This is a genomic window from Candidatus Accumulibacter propinquus (genome assembly GCF_056856495.1).
Genome location: NZ_JBSEHC010000003.1, coordinates 1,654,059 through 1,680,006 on the forward strand (window position 1 = coordinate 1,654,059; position 25,948 = coordinate 1,680,006).

A 25,948-nucleotide genomic window follows, 5' to 3' on the forward strand; every position below is an offset into this window, starting at 1 on the left:
CCCGGATGCAGGGGCTTTTTTTTTGGACAGTACTGGCGAAGTCTCCCTGTCTTGACCATGCTGTTGCAGTGTTGTTGCAGTTGACGTCATGGGAAGAATGCGTATAATTCAAACGTTCGTTTTAGCGGCTTTGTGCAGAGTCGCTACGGGGTGTTCCCGACGAACGTAGACGACTCAGACAAGGAGGACAGCTTGAGCAACTTCATCGTACGCAAGGCCGCCGTACTCGGAGCGGGTGTGATGGGCGCGCAGATCGCCGCGCACCTCGCGAATGCCGAAGTGCCGGTGGTGCTTTTCGACCTGCCGGCCAGGGAGGGTGATCCCAACGGGATCGTCAACAAAGCCATCGACGCCCTCAGGAAGCTTGAGCCGTCGCCACTGGCCACCAGGGATCGCGTCAGCTACATCGACGCCGCCAACTATTCGCAACACCTCGATCAACTCAAGGATTGCGACCTGATCATCGAAGCGATTGCCGAAAAAATGGCGTGGAAGGACGATCTCTATCGCCAGATTTTCCCCTTTGTCGCGCCGCACGCGATCATTGCTTCGAACACCTCGGGCCTGTCGATCAACCGCCTCGCGGAGGCGCTGCCGGCAACGCTGCGCTCGCGATTCTGCGGCATCCACTTCTTCAATCCGCCGCGCTACATGCACCTCGTCGAACTGATCGCCACCAGGAGCACCGATCCGGCGTTGCTCGACAACCTCGAGTCCTGGCTGGTCTCGCGCCTCGGCAAGGGCATCGTCCGCGCCCTCGATACACCGAATTTCGTTGCCAATCGCGTTGGCGTGTTCTCGATGCTGGCGGTGATGCACCATACCCAGCGGTTCGGGCTGGGTTTCGACGTCGTCGATGCCTTGACCGGACCGATCATCGGTCGCCCGAAGAGCGCCACCTATCGTACCGCGGACGTGGTCGGTCTGGATACCCTGGCGCATGTCGTCAAGACCATGCAGGACACCCTGCCCGAAGATCCCTGGCATGCCTATTACAGCGTGCCCGACTGGCTGGCCGCGTTGATCGGCAAGGGCGCGCTCGGCCAGAAGACGCGCTGCGGGATCTTCAGAAAGGACGGGCGGGCGATCAAGGTGCTCGACCTGGCCAGCCAGGACTATCGCGAGAGTGCCGGCGACATTGATCCGACGGTGTTGGCGATCCTCAAGAATCGCAATCCTGCCGAAAAATTTGCGCAATTGCGCGCCAGCGAGCACCCGCAGGCGCAGTTCCTGTGGGCGATCTTCCGCGATATCTTCCACTACGCCGCCTTCCATCTTGCCGACATTGCCGATAATACCCGCGACCTCGATTTCGCGATGCGCTGGGGTTTCGGCTGGTCGCAAGGGCCATTCGAAAGCTGGCAGGCCGCCGGTTGGCGGGAGATTGCCGAAGCCGTCAAGGCCGACATCGACGCGGACCGAGCGATGAGCCCGGCACCGCTGCCGTCCTGGGTCTTTGGCCGCGTTGCCGACGCCGGCGTGCATGGCCCGCAAGGTTCGTATTCGGCGAGTTCCGATGCCTACCAGCCGCGTTCCGCATTGCCGGTCTATCAGCGGCAGATTTTTCCCGAGCGTGTCCTCGGCGAGAAAGCGGCCAGCGGTCAAACCATCTGGGAGAACGAGGGGGTACGGCTGTGGACGCTGCCGCAGGTCGACGCCGGGATCGCCATCGTCAGCGTCAAGTCGCGGAACCACACCCTGGGACGCGACGTGATTGTCGGGGTGCAGGCAGCCGTCGCCCGCGCCGAGGCGGAGTTCGCGGGCCTGGTGCTGTGGCACGAGGCGCCGTTCGCTTTTGGCGCCAATCTCAAGGAGGTGGCCGAAGCGATCGCCGGCGGCGAATTCGAGCTGCTGGAAAAATATGTCGCGGAGTTCCAGAACGCTTCGATGTGCCTGAAGTATGCCCAGGTGCCGGTGGTCGCGGCGGTACAGGGCATGGCCCTGGGCGGCGGCTGCGAGTTTCTGATGCACGCCGCCAAGCGGGTGATTGCGCTGGAGAGCTACATCGGCCTGGTCGAAGCCGGCGTCGGTCTGATTCCGGCCGGTGGCGGTTGCAAGGAGTTTGCCATCCGCGCCGCGCAACACGCCGCGAAGACCGGCGGCAACGATCCGTTCGAGTTCATTCAGCCGGTGTTCATGACCATCGCCATGGCCACGGTATCGAAGAGCGGCGCGCAGGCGAAGGAACTGGGTTTTGCTGTCGAATCCGACAAGATCGTGTTCAATGCCAACGAACTGCTCTATGTGGCGCTGCGTGAGGCACGCGGTCTTGCCGAGGCGGGCTATGCCCCACGCCTGTCGCCGCGCGCGATCAAGGTCGCCGGCCGCACCGGCATCGCCAACTGCGAAATGATGCTGGCCAACATGAAGGAAGGCGGCATGATTTCGGCGCACGACTATGTGGTGGCCAAGGCTGCCGCGACGGCCCTGTGTGGTGGAGACATCGAGACCGGATCGTTGGTCGACGAGCCGTGGTTGCTGAGCGTCGAGCGCAAGCTCTTCGTCGAGCTGCTGAAGAACCCGAAAACCCAGCAGCGTATCCAGCACATGCTGGAAACCGGCAAGCCGCTGCGTAACTGAGCGAGCAAGGAGAACAGATCATGAGCAAACAGATTCAGGACGCGTATATCGTCGCCGCCACGCGTCTGCCGGTTGGCCGTCGCAAGGGCATGTTGGGCCACGTTCGTCCGGACGACATGCTGGCGCACGCCATCAGGTCGGTGATGGCACAGGTGCCGGGCCTTGACCCGGCAATGGTCGAGGACGTGATCGTCGGCTGCGCCATGCCGGAAGCCGAGCAGGGCATGAATGTCGCGCGCATCGGCCTGCTGCTGGCAGGCCTGCCGAACAGCGTCCCCGGGGTGACCGTCAACCGCTTCTGCGCCTCCGGTTTGCAGACCGTGGCGATGGCCGCCGATCGCATTCGCCTCGGCGAAGCCGAGGTGATGATCGCTGCCGGTACCGAAACGATGTCGCTGATGAACCAGATGATGGGCAACAAGATTGCCCTCAATCCGGCCATCTTCGAGAAGGCAGAGAACTACGCGATCGGTTTCGGCATGGGCATCACCGCCGAGAAGGTTGCCGCGCAGTGGAAAATCTCGCGCGAGGACCAGGATGCGTTTGCCGTCGCCTCGAACCAGAAGGCTTGCGCGGCGATCGCCGCCGGCCATTTCAAGGCCGAGATTTCGCCGTACGCCGTCAAGGCTCGCGTGCCGAATCTGCAGACTGGAGAAGTGACCGTCAAGGAGTATCTTGCCGAGAACGACGAGGGACCGCGTTCGGACAGCAGCCTTGCCGGCCTGGCCAGACTGCGACCGGTGTTTGCGGCGCGTGGCTCGGTCACGGCGGGCAACAGTTCACAGATGTCCGATGGTGCGGCGGCGGTACTGGTCGTGTCGGAAAAAATCCTCAAGCAGTTCGATCTTCGGCCGCTGGCGCGTTTTGCCGGCTTCTCCGTGGCCGGCGTGGCACCGGAAATTATGGGGATCGGTCCGGTCGAGGCGATTCCACGCGTCCTCAAACGGGCTGGAATCCGGCAGGACGAAGTGGACTGGTTCGAGCTCAATGAAGCTTTTGCCGCGCAGGCGCTGGCGGTGATACGCACGCTGGAACTCGATCCGGCCAAGGTGAATCCGCTCGGCGGTGCCATCGCCCTCGGTCATCCCCTCGGCGCGACCGGCACGATTCGCACCGCGACCCTGGTGCACGGCCTGCAACGGACTCGCCAGCGCTACGGCATGGTCAGCATGTGCATCGGTACCGGCATGGGGGCGGCGGGGTTGTTCGAGTCGCTGCAGTAAATCGCTGCGGGTGTCCTGCATGGGCCCCGCCCGGGTTTCCGGGCGGGGCCCACCTTTTTCAGGGTTCCGGGTTGGCTGTTGCGCATCCCTCCTGACGGCTGGCCGGGGAGTGGGCAGGAAAGCAAGTTCCCGCTTGAGCGCAGGCAGGTGTCTGGCATAATGTTCGCCGGACACGGGCACGAAGGCGCACAATGGATCTGGAGCTACTGGGCAGTCTCGGATGGCGCGAAGGACTGATGGCGATCATCGCCTTGCTGGTGGTGTACATCATCGTCCTCTTTTTCCGAATGCGGCGCCTGCAGCGCAGCATGGCCGCCGTACCGCCGCTGGCGGCGCAGTCGGCGGTGGCGGCCTACAGCGCCATCCAGGAACCGCCGCCGGTCGCCGCGGCGGTCGCGCCGCCGGCCGGAAACGACGCGAGCGCCGCCAACGTGGAGGCGTCGGTACGGGTCGATGCCGGCAAACCCGAATTCGCCTGGAACGAGCCGCCGCCGGAAATTCCTGGTCAGGCGCTGATCGATGCCTTGTAGCGGGAGTTTTATCAACTGCGCTGCGAAGTGGACGAGTTGCGTGCCGAATTGCTGGCCACCCGTGAGGACTTTCGGCGCCAGTATGCGCAATCGGCAGGTCCTGCGCAGGGTGCCTCGCCGTTGTACAACGATGCCATGCAACTGGCGATCCAGGGGCACGATGCGACCACCATCGCTCATCACTGTGGCATTGCGCGTGCCGAGGCGGACCTGGTCGTCGCACTGGCGCGCAACCGCCACGAAGGGCTGTAGAAGCGGAGCCATGGCGCATGCCTGTGTCGGCCAGCGTTGATCATGAAGTCATTGCCGTTTGCCGCGGGGGCGAGCATGAACCTTGCGCACGGGTACCGGAATGGCTTCCCGCGGCGCGCGCGCGGCTTGTGATTTGAGGCCGGCGATGGGCAGTCGTCAGGAAGGTGGCGGCGCGGCAGGACGCCCGGTGCGCGCAGCGCAGGCGCTGCTCCTGGGGCACGCCGACGGCGGGCACGCCACGCTCAAGCGGCAGTTGCTGTCGCGGATGGGCATTGCCGGGCTGCTGGTCGTGGCGCTTCTTGCCGGGTTGCTGTTGTTCGACCAATGGAGTGCGTCCGACGAACAGACGGCGAATGGGGCGCTGTTCACCGAACCCGTGCCGGTCAGAAAACGGCCTTTGCCGCCGTCATTGGTCGTGGCGGAGTCGCCTTCCCAACCCCTGCCGTTGCCGCAGGTGGCGGCCGGGCCGCAGGCCAGCGGCGAAGCGATCGAAAGGCTGCTTCGCCTGGCCACGCCGTCGACGGCGGTGGAAGGGGATGGCGCAGCGGCCGCGACAGCCGCCGCCGACTCGACCGCGAGCACGGCCGGCGGTGATGCCATCGTCGGGCCGCCGGTGGCATCACCGCCGCGTCTGCTGTCGGGGCCCGCCTTGTTGTCCGGAGTCCTGCCGGATGCGCGTCGAGCCGAGGAACTGCAGGCGAAACTTGCGCAGGACGGGATTCCCGCAAGTATCGAAACACGTCTGCAACTGGGCCCATTCAAGACGCGCGCCGAGGCCGACGCGGCACGCCGAAAGATGCTGGCCCTCGGGATCGACACCCTGTTGGTGATGCGCAAGGGTGGCAAGCCGTAAGTCGCTCAACGCCTGGTCGGCAACAGTTGCCGGCGCAGACGTCGGGCGAAAACGCCCATTTCCCTGGCCGCCTGCAGGTCTCCCCTGGCTTCGGCGACGCTGATCCCCTGTTCATAGGCGGCCAAAGCTTCGGCAGCTTGCCCGCCTTCGCTGAGTGCCTTGCCGAGCAGCTTCCAGGCGGCTGAATAGCGGGCGTCGCGGTCGAGCGCTTCGCGCAGGCGGACTGCCGCTTGCTCGAAGTTGCCGGCCTTGAGATACTCGCTGCCGAGTGAATAGCGCAGCAGGGCGCCGTCACGCGGACCACCGAGCAGTTTTTCAAGATTTGTAATCAGTGTGCCGGTCATTCGACATCCCCGTTTTCAATCCCAGACATTGTAGAGGACAGCAGCATGGCAAGAACGATCATTTCAACTGTGCATGCGCCGGCGGCCATCGGCACGTATTCGCAGGCGGTACGAGTGGGCGATACCGTTTATCTCTCGGGCCAGATCGGTCTTGACCCGGAGCGCATGCAACTCGTCGAGGGTATCGATGCGCAAATCGTGCGGGTTTTCGATAACCTCAAGGCGGTGGCCGAGGCATCCGGCGGTTCGCTGGCGGACGTCGTCAAACTCAACGTCTTCCTCACCGATCTGGCGCACTTCGCGACCGTCAATGAAGTCATGGGGTGCTATTTCTCGGAGCCGTTCCCCGCCCGCGCCGCGGTCGGTGTCGCCGCGCTGCCGCGCGGGGCATTGGTCGAGGCCGATGCCGTGCTGGTACTTGGCGGCTGATGCCGACGGCGGACGCGATCGCGGCGCCGCCGGCAATCCGGAACCATTTGCGCAAGCTGGGCCTGGAGCGGCGAGAAGATCTCGTTCTGCATCTTCCGCTGCGCTATGAGGACGAGACGAGGATCACGGCCATCGCTGCCGCTCCCCTCGGAGTCCCGGTGCAGCTCGAGGTCCGGCTCCTCGAGGTGACGCTCAGGCTGGTTCCGCGTCGCCAGTTGCTGCTGCGGGTCTGCGATGCGCGTGCCGAGGACAGCCTGCTCGATCTGCGCTTCCTGCGCTTCTACGGTAGCCAGCAGCGCGCGCTGGAAGCGGCGCGCGGCTGCCGGTTGCGCCTCTTCGGCGAGGTCCGCTGCGGCTTCGACGGTCTTGAGATGGTACATCCGCGCTACCGGGTGGTTGCCGACGACGAGCCGCTGCCGCAGTCGCTGACACCGCTTTATCCGACGACGGCGGGGTTGATGCAGACGGTACTGCGTCGCCTGATCATGCACGCGCTGCGGCAGGTCGATCTCGCCGAGGTGCTCGAAGAGAACTGGTGCAGCGAGCAGGCGCTGCCGTCTTTTGCGACAGCGGTGTCATTCCTGCACGCGCCGCCCCCGGCTGTTTCCGAGGCGGCACTCGAGAACCGCACGCATCCCGCCTGGCAGCGCATCAAGTTCGACGAGTTGCTCGCCCAGCAGCTTTCACTGCGCCGTGCCTACCTGGCTCGCCGGCATCTGGGCGCACCGGCCCTGCCTGCCGCCTGCCCACTCGCCCGGCGCCTTGAAGCCGCTCTCCCGTTTACGCTGACCGGGGCGCAACAGCGTGTCGCCGCCGAGATCGCGGCCGATCTCGAACAGCCTCGTCCGATGCAGCGTCTGCTGCAGGGGGATGTCGGTTGCGGCAAGACCGTCGTCGCTGCCCTGGCGGCCTGTCAGGCGATCGACGCGGGGTTTCAGGCGGCTTTGATGGCGCCTACCGAGATCCTTGCCGAGCAACATTTCCTGAAACTGCGCGCCTGGCTGGAGCCACTGGGCGTCGAGGTGACGTGGTTGGCGGGCGGCCTCGGCAAGACGCTCAGGCGGGCGAAGCAACAGCAGGCCGCGAAGACCTCGCAATTGGTGGTCGGGACGCACGCACTGATCCAGGAGAGCATCGATTTTGCGCGCCTAGGGCTGGCGATCGTCGACGAACAGCATCGCTTCGGCGTCGTGCAGCGGCTCGAGTTGCGGCGCAAGGGAAGCAACCCGCACCAGTTGATGATGTCGGCGACGCCGATTCCACGCACCCTGGCAATGAGCTATTACGCCGATCTCGACGTTTCGGTGATCGACGAACTGCCGCCGGGCCGATCGCCGGTCCGTACCCGGCTGTTCTCGGATAGCCGGCGAGACGATGTGATTGCCGCCGTGCGCGCCGTCGTTGCCGGCGGGCGGCAGGCTTACTGGGTTTGTCCCCTGGTCGAGGAGTCCGCCAAACTGGAACTGCAGGCCGCACTCGCAACCCACGCCAGCTTGAGCGTCGAGCTTTCCGGCCTGCGCGTCGGGCTGGTGCATGGGCGCCTGCGGGCCCGCGACAAGGGTGCCGTGATGGCCGCCTTCGCTGCCGGCGAGATCGACGTCCTGGTCGCGACGACGGTCATCGAAGTCGGTGTCGACGTGGCCAACGCCACCTTGATGGTCATTGAACACGCCGAGCGCTTCGGGCTGGCGCAGCTCCACCAGTTGCGCGGCCGCGTCGGTCGCGGCACCCATGACTCGGTTTGTGTGCTGCTCTACCAGCAGCCGCTGTCGGCGACCGCGCGGGCCCGCCTGAAGATCATTTTCGAGCATACCGACGGCTTCGAGATTGCCAGCCAGGATCTGCGTCTACGGGGTCCGGGAGAGTTCGTTGGCAGCCGCCAGTCGGGGATGCCGCTGCTGCGCTACGCGGACCTCGCGCTCGATGGCGAACTCGTCGAACTGGCCAGGGCGATGGCGGCGACACTGTTGCGTGCAGCCCCCGATCGCGCCGCGCGCCACCTGCAGCGCTGGCTCGGGAATCGCGAGGAACTGCTGAAGGCTTGAATCCCCGGACAGGCGGTGAGCCGGCGCCGAGCCAGCCACCCGGGCCGAGTTCCGAACAAAGGTGCAGCGCTGCCGGTGTTGCGGCGCCTGCATGCCGCAGAGCGATACGCGTCGTTCATGCGACCCGGAAATAGCCGACGGCCGCGCGTAGCTCACCCGCCAGGCGGTCAAGCTCGGTAGCCGCGGCGGCGTTGCTTCGTACCGTTGTGCTGGTTTCCTCGGTCATCGACGCGATGTGCTGGATATGCCTGGCGATATCGTCGGCTACGCTGGCCTGTTCGCGCGTGGCCATCGCCACCTGCTGCACGCGCTCGCTCGACTCCAGCGCCTGGTGGTGGCTGGCTGCCAGCAGGCTGCCTGCTTCGCGCGCCTGTTCAAGACTTCTGGTGACCTGTGGCATGGCCTCTTCCATGGCGAGGACTGCCGTATCGGTATCGGCTTGAACGCTGACCACCATTGCCCCGATTTCTCCCGTGGCCTTGCTGGTCCGCTCGGCAAGCTTGCGGACTTCGTCGGCGACGACCGCGAAACCGCGACCCTGCTCACCGGCACGAGCCGCTTCGATGGCGGCATTGAGCGCCAACAGATTGGTCTGTTCGGCGATTTCCTTGATGACGTCGGCAATTCCTCCAATTTCTCGGGAGCGGCTGGCCAATTGCCGGATCTGTGCCGACGATCGAGCGACGATTTCGGAAACCTTCTCGATCTCGTCAGCCGAAGCGTGCACCAGAGCCTGTCCCTGCTGGGCAGTGTTCGCTGCGGCGGTGGAACTGTCGCCGGTAGCGCGCGCGTTCTACGCGACTTCGTTGATGCTCACCGTCAGTTCCTCGATCGAAGCCGCGGTCGCTGCAGTCGAGGTCGCCTGTTCTTCTGCAGCGCGGCGAACTTCGTCGGTGGCCACCGAAATTTCGCCAGCGTTGCTGACCAGCGTCGCGGCCAGGCGGTCGATCGACGAGAAGATGCTGCGCAAGCGGTTTTGCATCTCGGCCATCGAATGCATCAGACTGCCACTGGCACTCTGGTCGGCGCGCATGTCCCGACCCAGATCACCGCCGGCGATGCGTAGTGCGATCGCTGAGGCTTCGGCCGGTTCGCCGCCGAGCTGGCGCAGTACGCTGCGGCCGATGAGCACCGAAACTCCGGCCAGGAAGGCGATGGCCAGCACGATGATGAGCAGCGAATTGATGGCTTCGCTGCGGAATGCCTTATCGACGTCGTCGAGATAGATGCCGGTACTGTAGACCCAGCCCCACGGCTTGAATTGGGCGGCATAACTGACCTTGGGCACGGGTTTGTCGCTACCTGGTTTGGCGAAGGCATAGTCGACCGCGCCGCCGCGCTCATTGCCCAGGGCGACGCGCACCAGTTCCTGAATGATCATCTTGCCGTTCGGATCGCGCAATTCCGTGCCGCTCTTGCCTTCGAGTGCGGGTTTTGCGGCGTGCAACACAAAGTTGTTTTGCGCATCGACGATGAAGAAATACTCGCCGTCGCCGTAGCGCATGCGCCGGAGTGTATCGGCCGCCTGTTTTTTTGCTTCGTCTTCACTGAGCACGCCACTGGTGCTGAGATCGTGAAAGCGTGCAATGACGCCACCGGCAACCTCGACGAAAAGGCGTGTCCGATCGGTGCGGTCCTGCAACATGTTGCTGCGCAGGTCGTTGAGAGATGCGAGCCCCAGTGCGGCGAGGCCGAGTACGGCAATCGCTGTCAGCACGATCAGGCGTGTCCTGATGCGCCACTCTGTGAGTTTCATCTGGCTTCTCCCCATTGGCGACTTGTCACCACGAAAGTCGCAGACGCGGGCCGCCAAGGCTTGACCGGCAGCACGTGAGTCGAGGATGTTACCGTAATCTGCCTGCGCATGGCAGAGTCGGCGGGCTGACCCTGTCTCGTCAGCCGGGCGCGATCCTCAGATTTTCGAGCGCTCCGTCAGGCGCCGTGGAGGAGGTGTTCAGAGGCGCAAAGCCGCCGCCAGCGATCGCACGTCTTCGGCCGACTCCTGCAGGATTTCGACCAGCGTTTCCCCGCCGATAAGCATATCGATCGCTGCCGCCGTGCCTTCGCGCGGAACCCCGTCAAGATCGCGCAGGGGGCTTTCCACCGGCGCCAGTTCGTCGGCCAGCAGCAGGGTGTCGCCAAGCGTCGTCGGCGGCATGGCCAGATAACCTGCCCAGCAGACTTCGATGGCGTCGACCACCGCCTGGGGTACTCCGAGGACTTTGAGCAGGGCGCGTCCGAGCTCGGCCTCGCCGGTTTCGTTCCAGGCCGAAAAGTCCTCGTCGAGCAGGCCAGGGTACTCGGCGGCGCGCGAGATCAGGTAGAAGCCGCCGACTTCATGCACGATGCCGGCGAACATCGCGGTCTCCGGATCGAGGTGGGTGACCTTGCGGGCGATGATCTGTGCCAGGGCCGCCACATGCGCCGTGTGCTCCCAAAGCCTTGCCGCCAACTCACGGTCAGTCGCCGACAAGGGGACGGCAAGTTGTCGGGTGACCACCGCAGCGGCCAACGTGCGCAGATAGCGAAAGCCCAGTCGCAGTACCGCCGTGCGTACGTCGGTAATCGGACGCCCGGAGGTGTTGAAGACTGTCGAGTTGGCCAGTGCCACGACCTTTGCTGACAGCAGGGGCTCGGCCTTGATCAGGCGCGTCGCCGTGTCAGCGTGACATTCGGGATCGCTGAGTGCGTGCTGCAGTTTGAGGGCGACCAGGGCATTGGTCGGGAAGGTCACCTCGCCATTGTCCAATTCGGTGGCGATGCTCCTGAGGATCTCGTATCGCTGCATGGCAGTATTCAAACCTTTCGTATGGTTCTTGCCGGTCTCACCCTTTGTTGGCCTCGATCAGCGCCGCCGGGATCTGCTTCAGGGACATGACCCGGTCGGCGGCACCGAGTTTGATCGCTTCCTTGGGCATCCCGAAAACCACACACGAAGCTTCGTCCTGGGCGATCGTCGCGGCGCCGGCATCGTTCATTTCCTTGAGGCCGCGCGCGCCGTCGTCGCCCATGCCGGTCATGATTACCCCGATTGCATTGCTGCCGGCAAAGCGGGCCACCGAGCGAAAGAGCACGTCGACCGAGGGCTTGTGGCGGTTGACCAGCGGTCCGTCGACGACCTCGACGAAATATTGCGCGCCGCTTCGCTTCAGCAGCATGTGCTTGCCGCCGGGGGCGATCAGGGCGCGGCCCGGCAGCACGCGATCGTTGCTCCTGCCCTCGCGCACCTCGATCATGCACAGTGAATTGAGGCGTTCGGCGAACATCGCCGTGAACTGTTCCGGCATGTGCTGGACGACGACAATGCCCGCCATCGTCAGCGGCAGGCGGGTCAACACCGCCTCTAGCGCTTGCGTTCCACCCGTCGACGTGCCGATGGCGATCACTTTGTCGACGGTCTTGAGCACCGGCCCGGTGCCTGCGGCCAGGATCGCGTCGGCGGTGTTGCGCGCCAGTCTGTCCAGCTCCGGTGGTTTCGCGGGGGTCACCGTGCTGGTGCCGGGTAGCGGGCGACGAAGACGCACGTTGGTGCGGAAAGCCGCGCGAATCGCCGCGACGATGTTGTTCGCCGGGTCATCGAGGATGCCCCTGGGCCCGAATTGCGGTTTGCTCATGATGCTCACCGCGCCTGCGGCGAGCGCCTGCATGAGGGTGTCGCTGCCGGTCACTGAGAGCGAGGAGCAGATGATCACCGGCGTGGGCCTTTCGGCCATCAGTTTGCGCAGGAAGGCGAGGCTGTCCATGCGCGGCGTGTCGATGTCGAGGATGAGCACGTCCGGCCAGTTTCTGCGCATCCGGTCCAGAGCGACGAGTTGATCGGCGGCGGTGCTCATGACTTCGATGCCCGGTTGCCGGGCCAGCGCCTGCGAGAGGCCTTGCCGGACCACCGCCGAATCGCCGACGATCAGCACCTGGATCGGCGTTTCGTTCACGCGTTTTCCTCCGGCGAAGGCATGTCGGAGTGCAGCACCGCGATCTCGTTGAAGGTCTCGGCGCAAACCAGGAAGCAGTCGACGAGCAGCGGGTCGAAGTGCCTGCCGCGTCCCTCGGTGATGATCTCCACTGCCTTGTTATGGGGAAAGGCCGGTTTATAGACACGTTTGCTGATCAAAGCGTCGTATACGTCGGCGATGGCCATCAGCCGCGCGGCCAGCGGTATGGCCTCGCCGTACAGGCCCTGCGGATAGCCCGTGCCATCCCAGCGCTCGTGATGCGAATAGACAATCTCGCTGGCGATGCGCAGGAAGGGATCGTGCGCATCGACGCGCAACTCTGCGGTGCGCAGGGCGTCGCGGCCAAGCGTCGTATGCTGCTTCATGATGGCGAATTCGCCGGCATCGAGCGGCCCCTGCTTGAGCAGGATCTGGTCGGGAATGCCGACCTTGCCGATATCGTGCAGCGGCGCGCATTTCGCGATCAGCGCCCATTCCTCCGGCGGCATGCGATCGCGCTGCGCAGGCTGCAGCAACAGGTATTCGATCAAGGTGCGAACGTAGGCGCGCGTGCGGCGAATATGGTTGCCGGTTTCGTTGTCGCGGGTTTCAGCGATCGCCCCGAGGGCGACGATGGTCAGTTCCTGATTGCGTTGCAGATCCAGCGTCCTGGCTTCGAGATCGCGAGTGCGTTCGCGGACCAGCGATTCGAGATGCAGGTTGCGGTCGGCGAGATGAATCTGTGCCTCGCGCAGACGCAGTTGGGTGCGCACGCGCGCTAGCAGGATCGGCGGTGCCACCGGCTTGGGAACATAATCGACGGCACCGAGTTCGAGACCACGCGTGATGTCGGCGATGTCCGAGTGGCTGGAGAGAAAGATGACCGGGATGTCGGCGGTGCCGGGGTCGCGCTTGAGCGCCGAGCAGATCTGATAGCCATTCATGTCCGGCAGTTCGAGGTCGAGCAGCACCAGATCCGGTGCCGGCGACATCTGCGCCAGTTGCATGCCTTTTTTGCCGCGGGTCGCAATGCGCGTGCGAAAGTGGTGGCGCAGGCATTCGTTGATGACTTCGAGCGTCGCCGGGTCGTCATCGATCAGGAGTATGGTTTTCATGATTTCCTGTCCGGGCGACTGACTTCCTTCTCGTGTTCCATGGAGTGCGCGGTCATGGGCTCGGTAACCAGTGGCAGGCAGAAGAGGAGAAGCCGTACCGCTGTCGGTAGGCGTGCGCGCGGGTTCATTGTATCGGTCCGTTGCCGTGGTCGGCGAGGCATTGTCTGGCGGCTTCGAAATCGAAGCGCTGGACCTCGGTCAAGGCGGCCAGCAGCAGAGGCTGCCAGGGGCTGTCGGGGAATTCGTCGAGGCAGCGCTGGATGGCAGCGGCACTGTTGCCGTCGGCGGTATCGAGCAACTGCAGCAGCGCCGTGATCGACGCCGGGGGCGGCGACGCCGGTCGTGGCAGCGGCGTCGTCGGCCAGCGCATCGCCGGGCGGGGTGACGGCTGCAGCGCCGCTTGCACCTGGCCGCACATGTCGACGATCGACCGCGCGAGCTGTTGCCGGAGTGCGTCACAGTCCCTGCCGGTGCGGATCGCCTGCTCGAGTGCCGTCGCCTGGCGATGCAGTTCGCGCATCCCGAGCACACCGACACGGCCCCTGAAGGCATGCGTGGCCTGCCTCGCCGCCTCGTGCGCACCACTCGCCAGCAGCGCTTCGAGGGTGGCCACGAAGCTCGCCGATTCGCCGACGAATTCTCCCAGCCAGTGCCGGTAACGCGCCTGGTTGCCGGCAAAGCGTTGCATCGCGGCGCGGCTGTCGAGGCCGACGATGTTCGGCAGGTCGCCGCCGTCGCTGGCGGCGCAGGATGGGGCGGCGATGGTCGGCAGGGGCGCGACGCGGTGTGCCAGCCAGCGGGCCAGCAGCGCGAAAAAATTCGGCAGCGAGAACGGCTTGCCGAGGTGGTCGTTCATGCCCTCGGCGAAGTACACCTGCTTTTCGTGCACCATGGTGTGCGCGGTCATGGCGACGATCGGCAGGGTCGCGAAGCCGGGCAGCGCCCGGATCCTGCGGGTAGCCGCGAGCCCGTCGAGGACCGGCATCTGAATGTCCATCAGAACGAGGTCGAAAGCCGGCGCGCCGGCCGCGGTGAGGATGTCGATCGCCGCCTGGCCGTTCTCGGCGAGACGCGGAACGATGCCGACCGTGCCCAGCAGGTCGAAGACGATCTCGCGGTTGAGCGCCTGATCGTCGACCACCAGCACCTGGGCCTCGCGATAATGGTTCGGCAGGGACTCGCCGTCCGCAGTTTCCTCCCCGGACGGCAACGCGCCGGCTGGCGCGCATCCGAGCGTCAGGCGCACACGGAACACGGTGCCCTCGCCGGGCCGGCTGCTGACCTCGATCGATCCGTGCATGCCCTCGGCGAGTTGCCTGCAGATCGCCAGGCCCAGGCCGGTGCCGCCGTGCTTGCGGGTAATCGACGGGTCGGCCTGGACGAAAGGCTGGTAGATATGGGCGATCTCGTCGTCGCTCATGCCGATCCCCGAATCCTCGACTTCGAGCAGCAGGCGGGCGCGCTGTTCGTCGCAGCTCTCCAGGGTGATGCGCACGACGATGTGGCCGCTGTCGGTGAACTTGATCGCATTGTTGAGCAGGTTGAGCAGGATCTGCTCGATCCGCAGCGGATCGCCGATGAGCACTTCGGGAATTCGCTCGTCGATGTGCACGCTGAGCGGCAGTCCCTTTTCGGCGGCGTGGTGGCCGAGCACCGAGAGGGCGCGTGCGGCGGTCTTGCGCAGGCTGAAGGGGGTGGCTTCGAACGTCATCTCGCCGGCCGCGATCTTGGTCAGGTCGAGCAGGTCGTTGATGATCGCCAGCAAGGTCTGGCCGGCGTCGCTGACTTTCTCCAGGTACTCGCGCTGGCGTGGCTCGGTGCTGCTGTTCAGGGCCAGCGCCGATAGCCCGATGACCGCATTCAGCGGCGTCCGCAATTCGTGGCTGACGTTGGCCAGAAACGAATCCTTTACCCGGTCCGCAACCTTCGCCGCTTCCAGCGCCGCCTGCAAGGCGCGGTTCTGCTGGTAGAGGCGCAGGAAGACCAGTGTCTTCGCGCGCAGGATCTGGTCGTTGATCGGCTTCGAAAGATAATCGGTGGCGCCACGCAGATAGCCGTGCAGACGATCCTCATTGGCGTTGTGCGCGGCGGTGACGAAGATCACCGGCGTCTCGGCGGTTTGTGGATTGACCGCCAGCCGCTCGCAAACCTCGAAGCCGTCCATCTCGGGCATCTGGACGTCGAGGAGGATCAGCGCGAACTCCTCGTCGATGGCGATCGACAGGGCGTCGAAGCCGTTGCTGGCCTCGACGATCGTCGCGTCGATGCCCCTCAGCGCCATCCGTATCGCCAGGCGGTTGGTCGCCAGGTCGTCGACCACGAGGATCTTCGGACGCTGGTTCATCGCGCGCCGGCCATGGTCTTGCGGAAAATCCGCAGCTCGGTCTGCACGGGTGCCCAGGTGGCGTCGCTGTCGAGCATCGACTCGGAACTCCCGAGAACCAGGAAGCCGCCGCGTTGCAGGCTGCGTTCGAAAACCCCGAGGGTTCGCTTCTGCAGGGCTTCGCCGAAGTAGATCAGGACGTTGCGGCAGATCAGCAACTGCGTTTCCAGGAAAGCATCATCGGTGACCAGATTGTGCTCGACGAACTCCATGGGCTGCAACCGGTCGGCGCGAATGGCCATCTCGCCGTCCTGAAAATCGAAATAATCGGCGAAGCGCGCGCTGCCGCCGGCCGCGAGGTAGTTGGACTGCCACGGCGCGAACTGCTGCACCGGCCAGCGGCCGCGCCGCGCCGCGGCGAGCAGATCGAGGCTGATGTCGGTGGTGATCATGCGTGCCTTGTAGGCCAGGCCGCTCTCGTGCAGCAGGATGGCGACGGAGTAGGTTTCCTGACCGTAGCCGCAGCCGACTTGCCAGACGTTGATGCGCGGGAAGCTTTCGAGCTCCGGGATGACCTGTTCGCGGAGGTACTTCCACACCGGCGGGTCGCGAAAGAACTCGGAAACCGGGACTGACAGATAGTTGATGACCGTTTGCGCCACCTGCTCGTCGCGGAGCAGTGCCGGCAGCAGGTCGACCAGGCTGACGACGCTGAAGAACTCGACCAACTGACGCAGGCGACGCAGCAACGAGGGGCGACCGTAACCGCTGAAGTCGTAACCGTAACGCTCGCGCAAGGCAAACAGCAGCAGGTCGGCCTCGATCTCCTCGAGTTCGCCCCCGCGTGTCCGTTTCAGAGCCATTTTTCGAGCAGTGCCAGCAAGTGGTCGATGTCGACCGGTTTGGCCAGGTAGTCGGTGGCGCCGGCGGCGAGGCAGAGTTCGATGTCGCCGGGCATCGCTTTGGCGGTTACCGCGATGATCGGTATCTGGCCGGCAGTACCTGCACGCATCCGGCGAATCAGTTCGTAGCCGTCCATCTCGGGCATCATGATGTCGGTGAGGACCGCCGCGAAATTGCCGGCGACGAGCATGTCGAGCGCCTGCGCGCCACTGCCCGCGACGCTGACGGCGTAGCCGCGGCTGCGCAGCGCCTTCGACAGCGCCGCCTGATTGCGTACATCGTCATCGACGACCAGCAGCGCACCGTGCCGTGCGCCTGCGGCAGCCGGTGCCTCCCCTTTTCCGCGTGCCTGACGGGTGATGGCCAGCAAGACTTCCTCGCGCAGGCGTGCGCTTGCCTGGCCGTTGAGTCGTCCCTTGGAGATCACCGCGTCGGCATGCGTGTGCAGGCGCAGGAGTTCGGCGTCGTCGAGGTCGCGCGCCGAGTAAACCACCACCGGTGGTGGCTGCGGCATTTCCACGGCGGCGCGATCGAGCCATTCGAAGCCGCTCATGTCGGGCAGCGTCAGGTCCAGGATGACCGCATCGAAGCGCGTGGACCTGAGTGCCGCCAGGGCCGCACTGCCGTTCCGTTGCTGGCTGAATTCGATGTCGGTATCCTTGAACAGGACGCGTACCGCCAGGCTGCTCGCCTCGTCGTCTTCGACCAGCAGCACTTGCGGCCTGCCGGTGGGCGGGGCGCCGGCTGCCACGCGTGGCGATCTGTCGAGCATGTCGCGGATGGCCGCCAGCACCGCGTTGCGAGTGATCGGTTTGCGGATGTAGCCGACAGCGCCGAGGGCCTTCGCCTCGCCGTTGTCTGGTGTGCCGGAGATGATGTACACCGGGATGTCGGCGCTGGCCGGATCGGCTTTCATTCGGCGCAGCACTTCGAAACCCGAGATCCCGGGTAGTCCGAGGTCGAGCAGAACCCCGGCCGGGCGTTCTGCGCCGATCAGTTCGAGCGCTTTTTCGCCGCTGTCGACCGCCAGTACGGCGTAACCCAGGGTTTCGATCAGGCGCGTGACGATCGGCACCAGCCGGCCATCGTCTTCGACGACCAGAATCAGTGTGCCGCGCCCGGCCACCGTGGCGGCGGTGCTCGCTGGTGACGGCACGCTAGCGGTGGGCGCGCCTGCGCCGGCGGCAACTCCCGGCAGCCGCACCGAGAAGCGGCTGCCGCGGCCGAGCGCGCTGTCGACTTCGATCTGGCCGCCCAGGAGTCCCACGAGCTTGCGGCTGATCGCCAGGCCGAGGCCGGAGCCTCCGTATTTGCGCGTGGTTTCGGCGTCGAGCTGCTGGAAGGCGTTGAACAGGCGTCCGACCTGGTCGGCCGGGATGCCGATGCCGCTGTCGGTGACGTCGAAACGCAAGCCCTGGTCCTCGGCACGCACGCTGAGACAGACCGAACCGCGGTCGGTGAACTTGATCGCGTTCGACAGCAGGTTGGTCAATACCTGCGTCAGCAGGCGGCGGTCGCTGTGAATCATCAGCGTCGCAGCCGCATCGGCATCGATTGAAAGGGCGATCGATTTCTTCGCCGCCAGTGGCTCGAAGAGGCGGTGCAGGTAGAGCAGCATCTCGGAAACCGGGAAGTCCTCAAGCAGCGTCTCGATCTTGCCGGCCTCGATTTTCGACAGGTCGAGGATGTCGTTGATCAGCGACAGGAGCTGGCTGCCGCTCTCATGGATGACGCCCGCCGATTCGACTTCGTCGCTGTCGAGGTGGCCGGCGGCGTTCTCGGCGAGGTGCCTGGCCAGGATAAGGATGCTGTTGAGCGGCGTGCGCAGTTCGTGCGACATGTTGGCCAGGAACTGCGACTTGTAGCTGTTGGCCTGGGCGAGTTCGCGTGCGCGCGCCTCGGCCTCGCTGCGGCCGAGTTCGAGTTGTCGTCCCTGCGCTTCGAGGCTGCGGTTTTTCTGTTCCAGTTCTTCGCGCTGTACCCGCAGCTCCTCCTGGGTGGCCAGAAGTTCGCTGTTCTGGACCTTGAGCTCTTCGGACTGACCACGCATTTCGTCGCTCAGCGCCTGCATTTCGGCGTTTCTCTGGGCGAGTTCTGATTTCTGTCGGCTGAGGTTCTCGGTTTGCCGGCGACTGTCCTCAAGCAGCGCGAGATTGCGTTCGGCAGCCTCGATGTTTGCCAGATGCAGCCCCAGCGGGCCGACGAGGGCGGTCAGAAAAGCGTGCTCGTCGGGCGACAGACGGCGTGTCGATGCCAGTTCGACGACCGCCAGCGTGCGGTGCTGATGGGCGATCGGGTACAGCACAAGTTCCTGCGGCGGAAATTCGGCGAGCCCGGTGGCAATCAGCATCAAACCGCCGGGAACGGGTGACAGGATCACCGGTTGACCATCGCGGGCGCACTGGCCGACCAGTGACTCGCCAGGAGCAAAACAGTCCTGCGACTGGCTGCGCCGCGCCAGGCCCTGCGCCCCGGCACGCTGGTAGTGGCCGTTGGCGTCGCGCAGAAAGAGTGAGGCCACCGGCACGTCGATCTGTTGCCGCAAATTGCTCAGGATGGTGTCGGCGACATCGGCGAGCCTGCTTTCCTGGCTGACGGCGGTGGTCAGCGCTGCGACATGCTCGTGGATCCAGCGGTCGCGTGCGACAGCCTCGGACAGTTCGCGGAATTTCTCCGCGGCCTGGGCCATGTCGCCGATCTCGTCGCTGCGCTCGAGGCCGGGAATCGTGGTTTTCTCGCCATTGGCCAGTCGCATCAGCGCACCCTGCATCGCCACCACCGGCTGGAACAGGCGTCGCCCGACGACGACGCCGAGCACGCTCGCCGCCAGGGCAATCAGCAGCCCGTTGCCGAGCATCAGCCACTGCAGCGAATGGAGGCTGGCCAGCGCCTCGTCGCGGCTGATCTTGGCGATCACCCCCCAGCGCGGCTGGTCACCGAGGGCGCCGGCAAAGGGCTGGATCTGCCGATAGGCGATGAACGAGGTCTGACCCCGGTAATCGATCAGTTCGTCGCTGCCGTCGTCGCCGGCAAGCACGCGCCTGACGGCCTCAGTCTTGAGTTGCCGGTTGAGCACCGTGAGCTCCTTGTCGAAGAAGCTGTTGGTCATCAACCAGCCACCGCTGCCGACGACGAAGGCTTCGCCGCTCTCGCCGAGCCCGGCCTTGAAGTGCATGTGCCGGTCGAGCGGTTCGAAGGCGATCTGCACGGCCAAAGCGCCCAGCGGCCGGCCGCTGCCGGGCTCGAGGACCGGGATCGCCAGGAACATCGCCGGGCGGTTGCCCATCGCCGGGTAGTGTTCGGCGTCGGAAAACGCGGGCACGCCGCTCACGCTCCGGTTCAGGGCAAGCGTCGCCGCGCGTGCCAGGCCGGTGTCTTTCCACGGTCCGTGCAGCAGGTTGGTGGCGAAATCGTTGTCCTTGCGCAGCGAATAGACGACATTTCCCTTGCTGTCGACGAGCAGCATGTCGTACCAGCCGTAGGCGGCGTGGCGCTTGCGGAAAAATCCGTCGTTCTCGGCATGCGCCTGGGCGTAGCCGCTGCGGCAGGCATTGCCAGAGGCGCGCTGCAGGTCCACGCCCGGATTGCTGCCGGCAGCCTGCACGTCGTTGTCGTAGAACTGCTGGAGTTGGGTGTCGGCAGCGGTGCCGCAGGCCGCGAAAGCGGCGGAGAACTGGCGCGTTGCCTCGATTACCGCCGGCGCGTTGCCCATCGCGACGATGTCGTCGCGCATGCGTTCGAGATGGTTCTGCAGGTCTTCGCGCCGCGCCTCGGCAACCGCCGCCAGGCCTCGTTCGGCTGCGTCCCTGAGGGCACTGCTGGTGACCTGGGTAACGATGGCCAGCAAGATCGCAACGGCAGCCACGGCCGGCAGGACGGTCTGCAGGACGAGTTTCGACCCGAGTTTCATGGTGTTTGCTCTCCTGGTATGCCGTGCATCGGGTCCGACTGCTGCCGGTGACCCTGACAGGGATCTGAGGTATCGAACATTACCCTTCCGGTATTCATTGTATCGGTCCGTTGCCGGGGTCGGCGAGGCATTGTCTGGCGGCTTCGAAATCGAAGCGCTGGACCTCGGTCAAGGCGGCCAGCAGCAGAGGCTGCCAGGGGCTGTCGGAGAATTCGTCGAGGCAGCGCTGGATGGCAGCGGCACTGTTGCCGTCGGCGGTATCGAGCAACTGCAACAGCGCCGTGATCGACACCGGCGGCGGCGACGCCGGTCGTGGCGCCGACAGCGTCAGCGCCGGCCCGCGCAACGCCGGGCGGGGTGACGGCTGCAGCGCCGCTTGCACCTGGCCGCACATGGTGACGATCGAGCCCGCGAGCTGTTGCCGGAGTTCGTCACAGGGCGTGCCGGTGCGGATCGCCTGCTCGAGTGCCGTCGCCTGGCGATGCAGTTCGCGCATCCCGAGCACGCCGACACGGCCCCTGAAGGCGTGCGTGGCCTGCCTCGCCGCCTCGTGCGCCCCACTCGCCAGCAGCGCTTCGAGGGTGGCCACGAAGCTCGCCGATTCGCCGACGAATTCTCCCAGCCAGTGCCGGTAACGCGCCTGGTTGCCGGCAAAGCGTTGCATCGCGGCGCGGCTGTCGAGGCCGACGATGTTCGGCAGGTCGCCGCCGTCGCTGGCGGCGCAGGATGGGGCGGCGATGGTCGGCAGGGGCGCGACGCGGTGTGCCAGCCAGCGGGCCAGCAGCGCGAAAAAATTCGGCAGCGAGAACGGCTTGCCGAGGTGGTCGTTCATGCCCTCGGCGAAGTACACCTGCTTTTCGTGCACCATGGTGTGCGCGGTCATGGCGACGATCGGCAGGGTCGCGAAGCCGGGCAGCGCCCGGATCCTGCGGGTAGCCGCGAGCCCGTCGAGGACCGGCATCTGAATGTCCATCAGAACGAGGTCGAAAGCCGGCGCGCCGGCCGCGGTGAGGATGTCGATCGCCGCCTGGCCGTTCTCGGCGAGACGCGGAACGATGCCGACCGTGCCCAGCAGGTCGAAGACGATCTCGCGGTTGAGCGCCTGATCGTCGACCACCAGCACCTGGGCCTCGCGATAATGGTTCGGCAGGGACTCGCCGTCCGCAGTTTCCTCCCCGGACGGCAACGCGCCGGCTGGCGCGCATCCGAGCGTCAGGCGCACACGGAACACGGTGCCCTCGCCGGGCCGGCTGCTGACCTCGATCGATCCGTGCATGCCCTCGGCGAGTTGCCTGCAGATCGCCAGGCCCAGGCCGGTGCCGCCGTGCTTGCGGGTAATCGACGGGTCGGCCTGGACGAAAGGCTGGTAGATATGGGCGATCTCGTCGTCGCTCATGCCGATCCCCGAATCCTCGACTTCGAGCAGCAGGCGGGCGCGCTGTTCGTCGCAGCTCTCCAGGGTGATGCGCACGACGATGTGGCCGCTGTCGGTGAACTTGATCGCATTGTTGAGCAGGTTGAGCAGGATCTGCTCGATCCGCAGCGGATCGCCGATGAGCACTTCGGGAATTCGCTCGTCGATGTGCACGCTGAGCGGCAGTCCCTTTTCGGCGGCGTGGTGGCCGAGCACCGAGAGGGCGCGTGCGGCGGTCTTGCGCAGGCTGAAGGGGGTGGCTTCGAACGTCATCTCGCCGGCCGCGATCTTGGTCAGGTCGAGCAGGTCGTTGATGATCGCCAGCAAGGTCTGGCCGGCGTCGCTGACTTTCTCCAGGTACTCGCGCTGGCGTGGCTCGGTGCTGCTGTTCAGGGCCAGCGCCGATAGCCCGATGACCGCATTCAGCGGCGTCCGCAATTCGTGGCTGACGTTGGCCAGAAACGAATCCTTTACCCGGTCCGCAACCTTCGCCGCTTCCAGGGCGCGGGCCAGGTCGGCAGTCCGCCGTTCGACCACCTCCTCCAGATGCTGCTGGTATTCTTCGAGCTGCAGTTTGACGCGTCGCTGTTCGGTGATTTCCTGGAAGGCTCCGTCGAGCCGCACGGTCTTGCCATGCACGCGTTCGGCTCGACCCTGGGAGTGCACCCAGATCGACCGGCCGGTGGCGGTGATCATCTCCAGTTCGAGATCCCAGGCGCTGCCCTCGCGCAGGGCCGAATCGATCGCGGCCTCGATCAGCGGCCTGGAGCCGGGTGCGTAATAGCTGAGTGCCTCGGCCAAACCGGGCATCCGGCCCGGTTCAAGGTCACGAATCCGGAACACCTCGTCGGTCCAGGTGAGGGTCTCGGAGGCCACATCCCATGCCCAGCCACCGATCCGGCCGATCCGGCCGGTCAGGTCGAGGAGCGCGTGCGAGCGGCGCAGTTCATCGTCGCGACGCTTGCGCTCGGTAATGTCTTCCTTGACGCCAAGAAAGTGCGTGATGTTTTCGTGCTCGTCGATGATCGGCGAGAGCGAAGCTTCTTCCCAGAACAGTTCCCCGTTTTTCCGCCGGTTGCACAGGATGCCGCGCCATTCGCGACCCGCGAGCAGCGCGTCCCACATTTCCTGATAGGTTTCCGGGCTGGTGCAGCCCGATTGCAGCAGGCGCGGGTTCTGGCCGATGGCCTCGTTCGCACGGTAACCGGTGACCTGGCTGAAACGCGGATTGACGTACTCGATCAGCCCATCGCGATCGGTGATGACGATCGATACCGGGCTTTGCTCCACCGCCCGCAGAAGTTTGTGGGCTTCCTCTTCGGCAGCGCGACGTTCGGAAATGTCCGTGTAGATCCAGATGCTGCCTTCCTGTGGGTGGGCGGGATCGATGGCCTGGCCGTTCAGTGCGCCCCAGAATATCTCGCCGCTCTTGCGCCGCAGCAACAGTTCTTCGCAATGGTTTCTGCCCGCGCCGCAGTTGGCGTAGGCGCGTTCGCCGATCGCTTCGAAGGCCGCGCGCGAGGGATAGAGGCGCTCGGTCGACTGCCCCAGCAACTCGCCGGGGTCGTAGCCAAAGATCTCCTCGAGCCGGCGATTGCACGACACCACTCGCCGGTGCTTCAGGTAGGTGATGCCGACCAGGGCATTGTCCAGGATCGTCTCGCGTTCGACCAGCAGCTGCTGTGTCTGCTCGTTCTGCGCATGCTCGCGGGTGACATCGAAGGTCAGGCCGCGCAATACCTTCGCCTCGTCATTCTCGGCGATCACCCTGACCCGGTCGCGCAGCCAGAGGAGCTTGCCGTCGCTGTCGACGAAGCGATAATCGAGGTCATAGGACGCCTGGCGGTCGGTACAGCTTGCGCGATAGGCGGGTGCCCAGGTGCGTTCGTCGGGGTGCAGATGGTTAACCCAGAAGTCCGCCTGCTCCCAGTCGGCGAGCGGGAATCCCAGCAGGCGTTCGGCCTGGGCACTGACGAAGGTGAATTGGAAGGTCTTCGCGTCGGCCTCCCAGACGATGCCGTCGATCGACTGGACGAGGTCCTCATGACGCTTGCTGAGGATTTGCAGGCGGCGGATCATGCGCGTGGCAAAGACACTGGCGAGCGAGAACAGCCCGGCCAGCATCAACACGGCGGCAAGGCCGATGATCCAGGCGTGCTGTTGTCGGCGCTGCATCAGCGGCGTGATGTCGAAGCGGACGCTGATGCCGCCACGCACGTCGCCAACCCGGTAACCCATGCCCTGGTGGCACTTCATGCAGGATTGCTCGACCAGCAGCGGCGCCATGTAGCGGAACTCGCTGAGACTCTCGTTGTGGACCGTGGTAAAGCGTTCCTTGTCGCCGCCGGCGAAGCCTTCGAGCGCCGCACGTTCCCAGTCGTCGGCAGCATTGGCCGGGTTCTTGAGCTTCAGGCTGGTGATATGAAAACGGTAGTCGCCCTCGCGGGCGGCCAGTTCCGAGACCTCACGGGTCATCAGGGCCGGATTGCGCAGGGTGTAAGTCTTGCCGTTATCTGCGACGATATCCGGGTTTTCCAGGTACGGGTTGGCTTCTATGCCTGCGCGTTTCTCGACATAGACACCGCCGTACCCGGCAGCCCAGCGCCGGGTCAGGACGATGTCGCGAAAATGCGCGCGCGCACGCGCGAGCACGAACTCTTCGACGGTGGCCTGATGGTTCGCCAGTTCAAGGCCGATGGCAGCCAGGCCGGCGACGATCAGGAGCACCCCGATCTGGAGCAGAAAACGGCGTTGCAGCTTTGCCGTCGCGGCCAGCCAGGTCATGGAATGCGTGCCCACAGGCAGCCATCGGGCACGAACGGCATGCTCAATACGACCTCTGGCAGCGGCGTGCCAGCGCGGCACACAGTTGCCGGTCGGAGGTTTCGACGTGGTCCATCAACCAGCGGCGGATGAACTGGGCAATTGCCGCGGCACGCAGCAGTCCCTCGTTGAAGTCGTCGATCTGGGCGCCGATCTCGTCGAACAAGTGCACATGTTCCTTCTGGTGCCGGGCCGCGAGTGGGTAACGGATGTCCAGCATCAATCTTTCCTCACGCGCGAAATGATCCCTGGTCAGCGCTTCGAGCGTCGCCAGCTCGATTCTGACTGCGGCCTGGTCCGAGCGGCTGCTGGCGGCGTGCAGGCGGTTGAGCAGGCTGACCATGGCGCGATGGTCTGCGTCGATCTCGGGGTGCCCGACTTCCAGCGCTGCCGTCCATTCAAGATGCACCATGTCGTGATCCTCGAAGTTCAAAGTGCCTGCTGATAGATCGTGGGCTTCAAGGTTTTCAGCCGGGTAGTGATGCCGTTCAGCGATTCCGAATGGCCGACGATGAAATAGCCGCCTGGCTTGAGACTCGGCAGCATGTTTTCGACGACCTTGCGCTTGGTTTCGGCGTCGAAATAGATCATCACGTTGCGCAGGAAGATGACGTCAAACTGCCCGACGCCGGTGATCGGCAAGGTCAGGTTGACCTGTGCGAAGCTGACCCGCTGCTTGAGCGCGTTGTCAATCAGGAGCTTGCCTTCATGCGAGCGCACGCCCTTGAGGCAATACTTGCGCAGGTAAGCCGGCGGGATTCCGGAAATCCGCTCCTGCGTGTAGATGCCGGCCCTGGCCCTGGCCAGCACCGTCATGCTGATATCCGACCCAAAAACCTCCCATGGACCGTCACTGCGATGCTCGGCGAGTACCATGGCCATCGAATAGGCCTCTTCGCCACTCGAACTGGCGCCGCTCCAGATACGGAAGGTTCCCGGCCCGCGCCGCTCCTTGATCGCCACGTCGCGCAGGAAGTCGAAATGCTGCGGCTCGCGAAAGAAATAGGTTTCGTTGGTGGTCAGCAGATCGATCATCTGTTGCACCTCGTCGGGATGCTCGCCGGAGGCCAGTAGCCGGTAATACTGGGTGTAGGTATCGAAGCCGTAGTGCTTGAGGCGGCGACCGAGGCGGCCGACGAGCAGCACACGTTTGGCATCCGATAGGCTGATGCCGGCGAGTCGGTAGATCAGGCGTTGAAAGAGCGCGAACTCCTGGCCGGTAATCGGGGCAGCGAGGTCGTTCATCGGCGGGCCTCGGCAGTTCGCAGTTGC

At 65.0% G+C, this 25,948-nt stretch carries 18 protein-coding genes and 1 pseudogene; 7 read left to right on the forward strand and 12 right to left on the reverse strand.

The window, feature by feature from the left end; translation table 11 throughout:
• Positions 1-192 precede the first annotated feature (192 nt).
• From AC15MQ_RS13430 to AC15MQ_RS13450, 5 genes are all read left to right on the forward strand, one after another.
• Positions 193-2,580 (forward strand): 3-hydroxyacyl-CoA dehydrogenase/enoyl-CoA hydratase family protein, encoded by a 2,388-nt coding sequence (locus AC15MQ_RS13430; RefSeq protein ID WP_483080370.1) that lies wholly within the window; start codon positions 193-195, stop codon positions 2,578-2,580.
• 20 nt (positions 2,581-2,600) lie between these two features.
• A complete protein-coding gene (locus AC15MQ_RS13435) occupies positions 2,601-3,803 on the forward strand; it encodes an acetyl-CoA C-acyltransferase (protein ID WP_483080371.1) in 1,203 nt (400 codons plus the stop codon).
• Positions 3,804-3,994: 191 nt separating this feature from the next.
• On the forward strand, positions 3,995-4,333 hold the full coding sequence (locus AC15MQ_RS13440) for a hypothetical protein (protein ID WP_483080372.1): 339 nt from the start codon (positions 3,995-3,997) through the stop codon (positions 4,331-4,333).
• Between the two features lie 27 nt (positions 4,334-4,360).
• On the forward strand, positions 4,361-4,585 hold the full coding sequence (locus AC15MQ_RS13445; RefSeq protein WP_483080373.1) for a DUF2802 domain-containing protein: 225 nt from the start codon (positions 4,361-4,363) through the stop codon (positions 4,583-4,585).
• A 145-nt stretch (positions 4,586-4,730) separates the two neighbouring features.
• Complete coding sequence (locus tag AC15MQ_RS13450) at positions 4,731-5,438, forward strand: SPOR domain-containing protein (protein ID WP_483080374.1); 708 nt, start codon at positions 4,731-4,733, stop codon at positions 5,436-5,438.
• A 5-nt stretch (positions 5,439-5,443) separates the two neighbouring features.
• On the opposite strand, the gene AC15MQ_RS13455 is transcribed toward AC15MQ_RS13450, so the two are convergent.
• Entirely contained in the window at positions 5,444-5,782 is a 339-nt protein-coding gene (locus AC15MQ_RS13455; RefSeq protein WP_483080375.1) for a tetratricopeptide repeat protein, read from the reverse strand.
• A 45-nt stretch (positions 5,783-5,827) separates the two neighbouring features.
• On the opposite strand from AC15MQ_RS13455, the gene AC15MQ_RS13460 reads away from it, so the two are divergent.
• Both AC15MQ_RS13460 and recG read left to right on the forward strand, forming a co-directional pair.
• Complete coding sequence (locus AC15MQ_RS13460; RefSeq protein WP_287652004.1) at positions 5,828-6,211, forward strand: RidA family protein; 384 nt, start codon at positions 5,828-5,830, stop codon at positions 6,209-6,211.
• A complete protein-coding gene (recG, locus tag AC15MQ_RS13465; protein ID WP_483080376.1) occupies positions 6,211-8,256 on the forward strand; it encodes an ATP-dependent DNA helicase RecG in 2,046 nt (681 codons plus the stop codon). Before AC15MQ_RS13460 ends, recG begins: the two co-directional genes overlap by 1 nt.
• A 115-nt stretch (positions 8,257-8,371) precedes the next feature.
• On the opposite strand, the pseudogene AC15MQ_RS13470 reads toward recG, so the two are convergent.
• The 11 genes and pseudogenes from AC15MQ_RS13470 to AC15MQ_RS13520 all read right to left on the reverse strand — a co-directional run.
• Positions 8,372-9,016, reverse strand: a pseudogene (locus AC15MQ_RS13470) (methyl-accepting chemotaxis protein); the annotation flags it as partial.
• Between the two features lie 33 nt (positions 9,017-9,049).
• Complete coding sequence (locus tag AC15MQ_RS13475; RefSeq protein WP_483080377.1) at positions 9,050-10,012, reverse strand: cache domain-containing protein; 963 nt, start codon at positions 10,010-10,012, stop codon at positions 9,050-9,052.
• A gap of 198 nt (positions 10,013-10,210) precedes the next feature.
• Positions 10,211-11,044, reverse strand: a complete 834-nt coding sequence (locus AC15MQ_RS13480; protein WP_287652001.1) for an HDOD domain-containing protein — start codon at positions 11,042-11,044, stop codon at positions 10,211-10,213.
• Between the two features lie 37 nt (positions 11,045-11,081).
• On the reverse strand, positions 11,082-12,188 hold the full coding sequence (locus AC15MQ_RS13485) for a protein-glutamate methylesterase/protein-glutamine glutaminase (protein ID WP_483080378.1): 1,107 nt from the start codon (positions 12,186-12,188) through the stop codon (positions 11,082-11,084).
• Positions 12,185-13,303 (reverse strand): HD domain-containing phosphohydrolase, encoded by a 1,119-nt coding sequence (locus AC15MQ_RS13490; RefSeq protein ID WP_287670123.1) that lies wholly within the window; start codon positions 13,301-13,303, stop codon positions 12,185-12,187. Before AC15MQ_RS13490 ends, AC15MQ_RS13485 begins: the two co-directional genes overlap by 4 nt.
• 124 nt (positions 13,304-13,427) lie before the next feature.
• A complete protein-coding gene (locus AC15MQ_RS13495) occupies positions 13,428-15,647 on the reverse strand; it encodes a response regulator (protein WP_483080379.1) in 2,220 nt (739 codons plus the stop codon).
• Complete coding sequence (locus tag AC15MQ_RS13500; RefSeq protein WP_483080380.1) at positions 15,644-16,489, reverse strand: CheR family methyltransferase; 846 nt, start codon at positions 16,487-16,489, stop codon at positions 15,644-15,646. Before AC15MQ_RS13500 ends, AC15MQ_RS13495 begins: the two co-directional genes overlap by 4 nt.
• Positions 16,480-20,439: a response regulator gene (locus tag AC15MQ_RS13505; protein ID WP_483080381.1), complete on the reverse strand. Its 3,960-nt coding sequence runs from the start codon at positions 20,437-20,439 to the stop codon at positions 16,480-16,482. Before AC15MQ_RS13505 ends, AC15MQ_RS13500 begins: the two co-directional genes overlap by 10 nt.
• A 94-nt stretch (positions 20,440-20,533) precedes the next feature.
• The gene (locus AC15MQ_RS13510; protein WP_483080382.1) at positions 20,534-24,637 is read right to left on the reverse strand and encodes a PAS domain S-box protein; all 4,104 of its coding nucleotides are present in this window, start codon (positions 24,635-24,637) and stop codon (positions 20,534-20,536) included.
• 43 nt (positions 24,638-24,680) lie between these two features.
• On the reverse strand, positions 24,681-25,088 hold the full coding sequence (locus AC15MQ_RS13515; RefSeq protein WP_483080383.1) for a bacteriohemerythrin: 408 nt from the start codon (positions 25,086-25,088) through the stop codon (positions 24,681-24,683).
• Positions 25,089-25,105: 17 nt separating this feature from the next.
• Positions 25,106-25,921: a CheR family methyltransferase gene (locus tag AC15MQ_RS13520; RefSeq protein WP_287651993.1), complete on the reverse strand. Its 816-nt coding sequence runs from the start codon at positions 25,919-25,921 to the stop codon at positions 25,106-25,108.
• Positions 25,922-25,948: the final 27 nt, after the last annotated feature.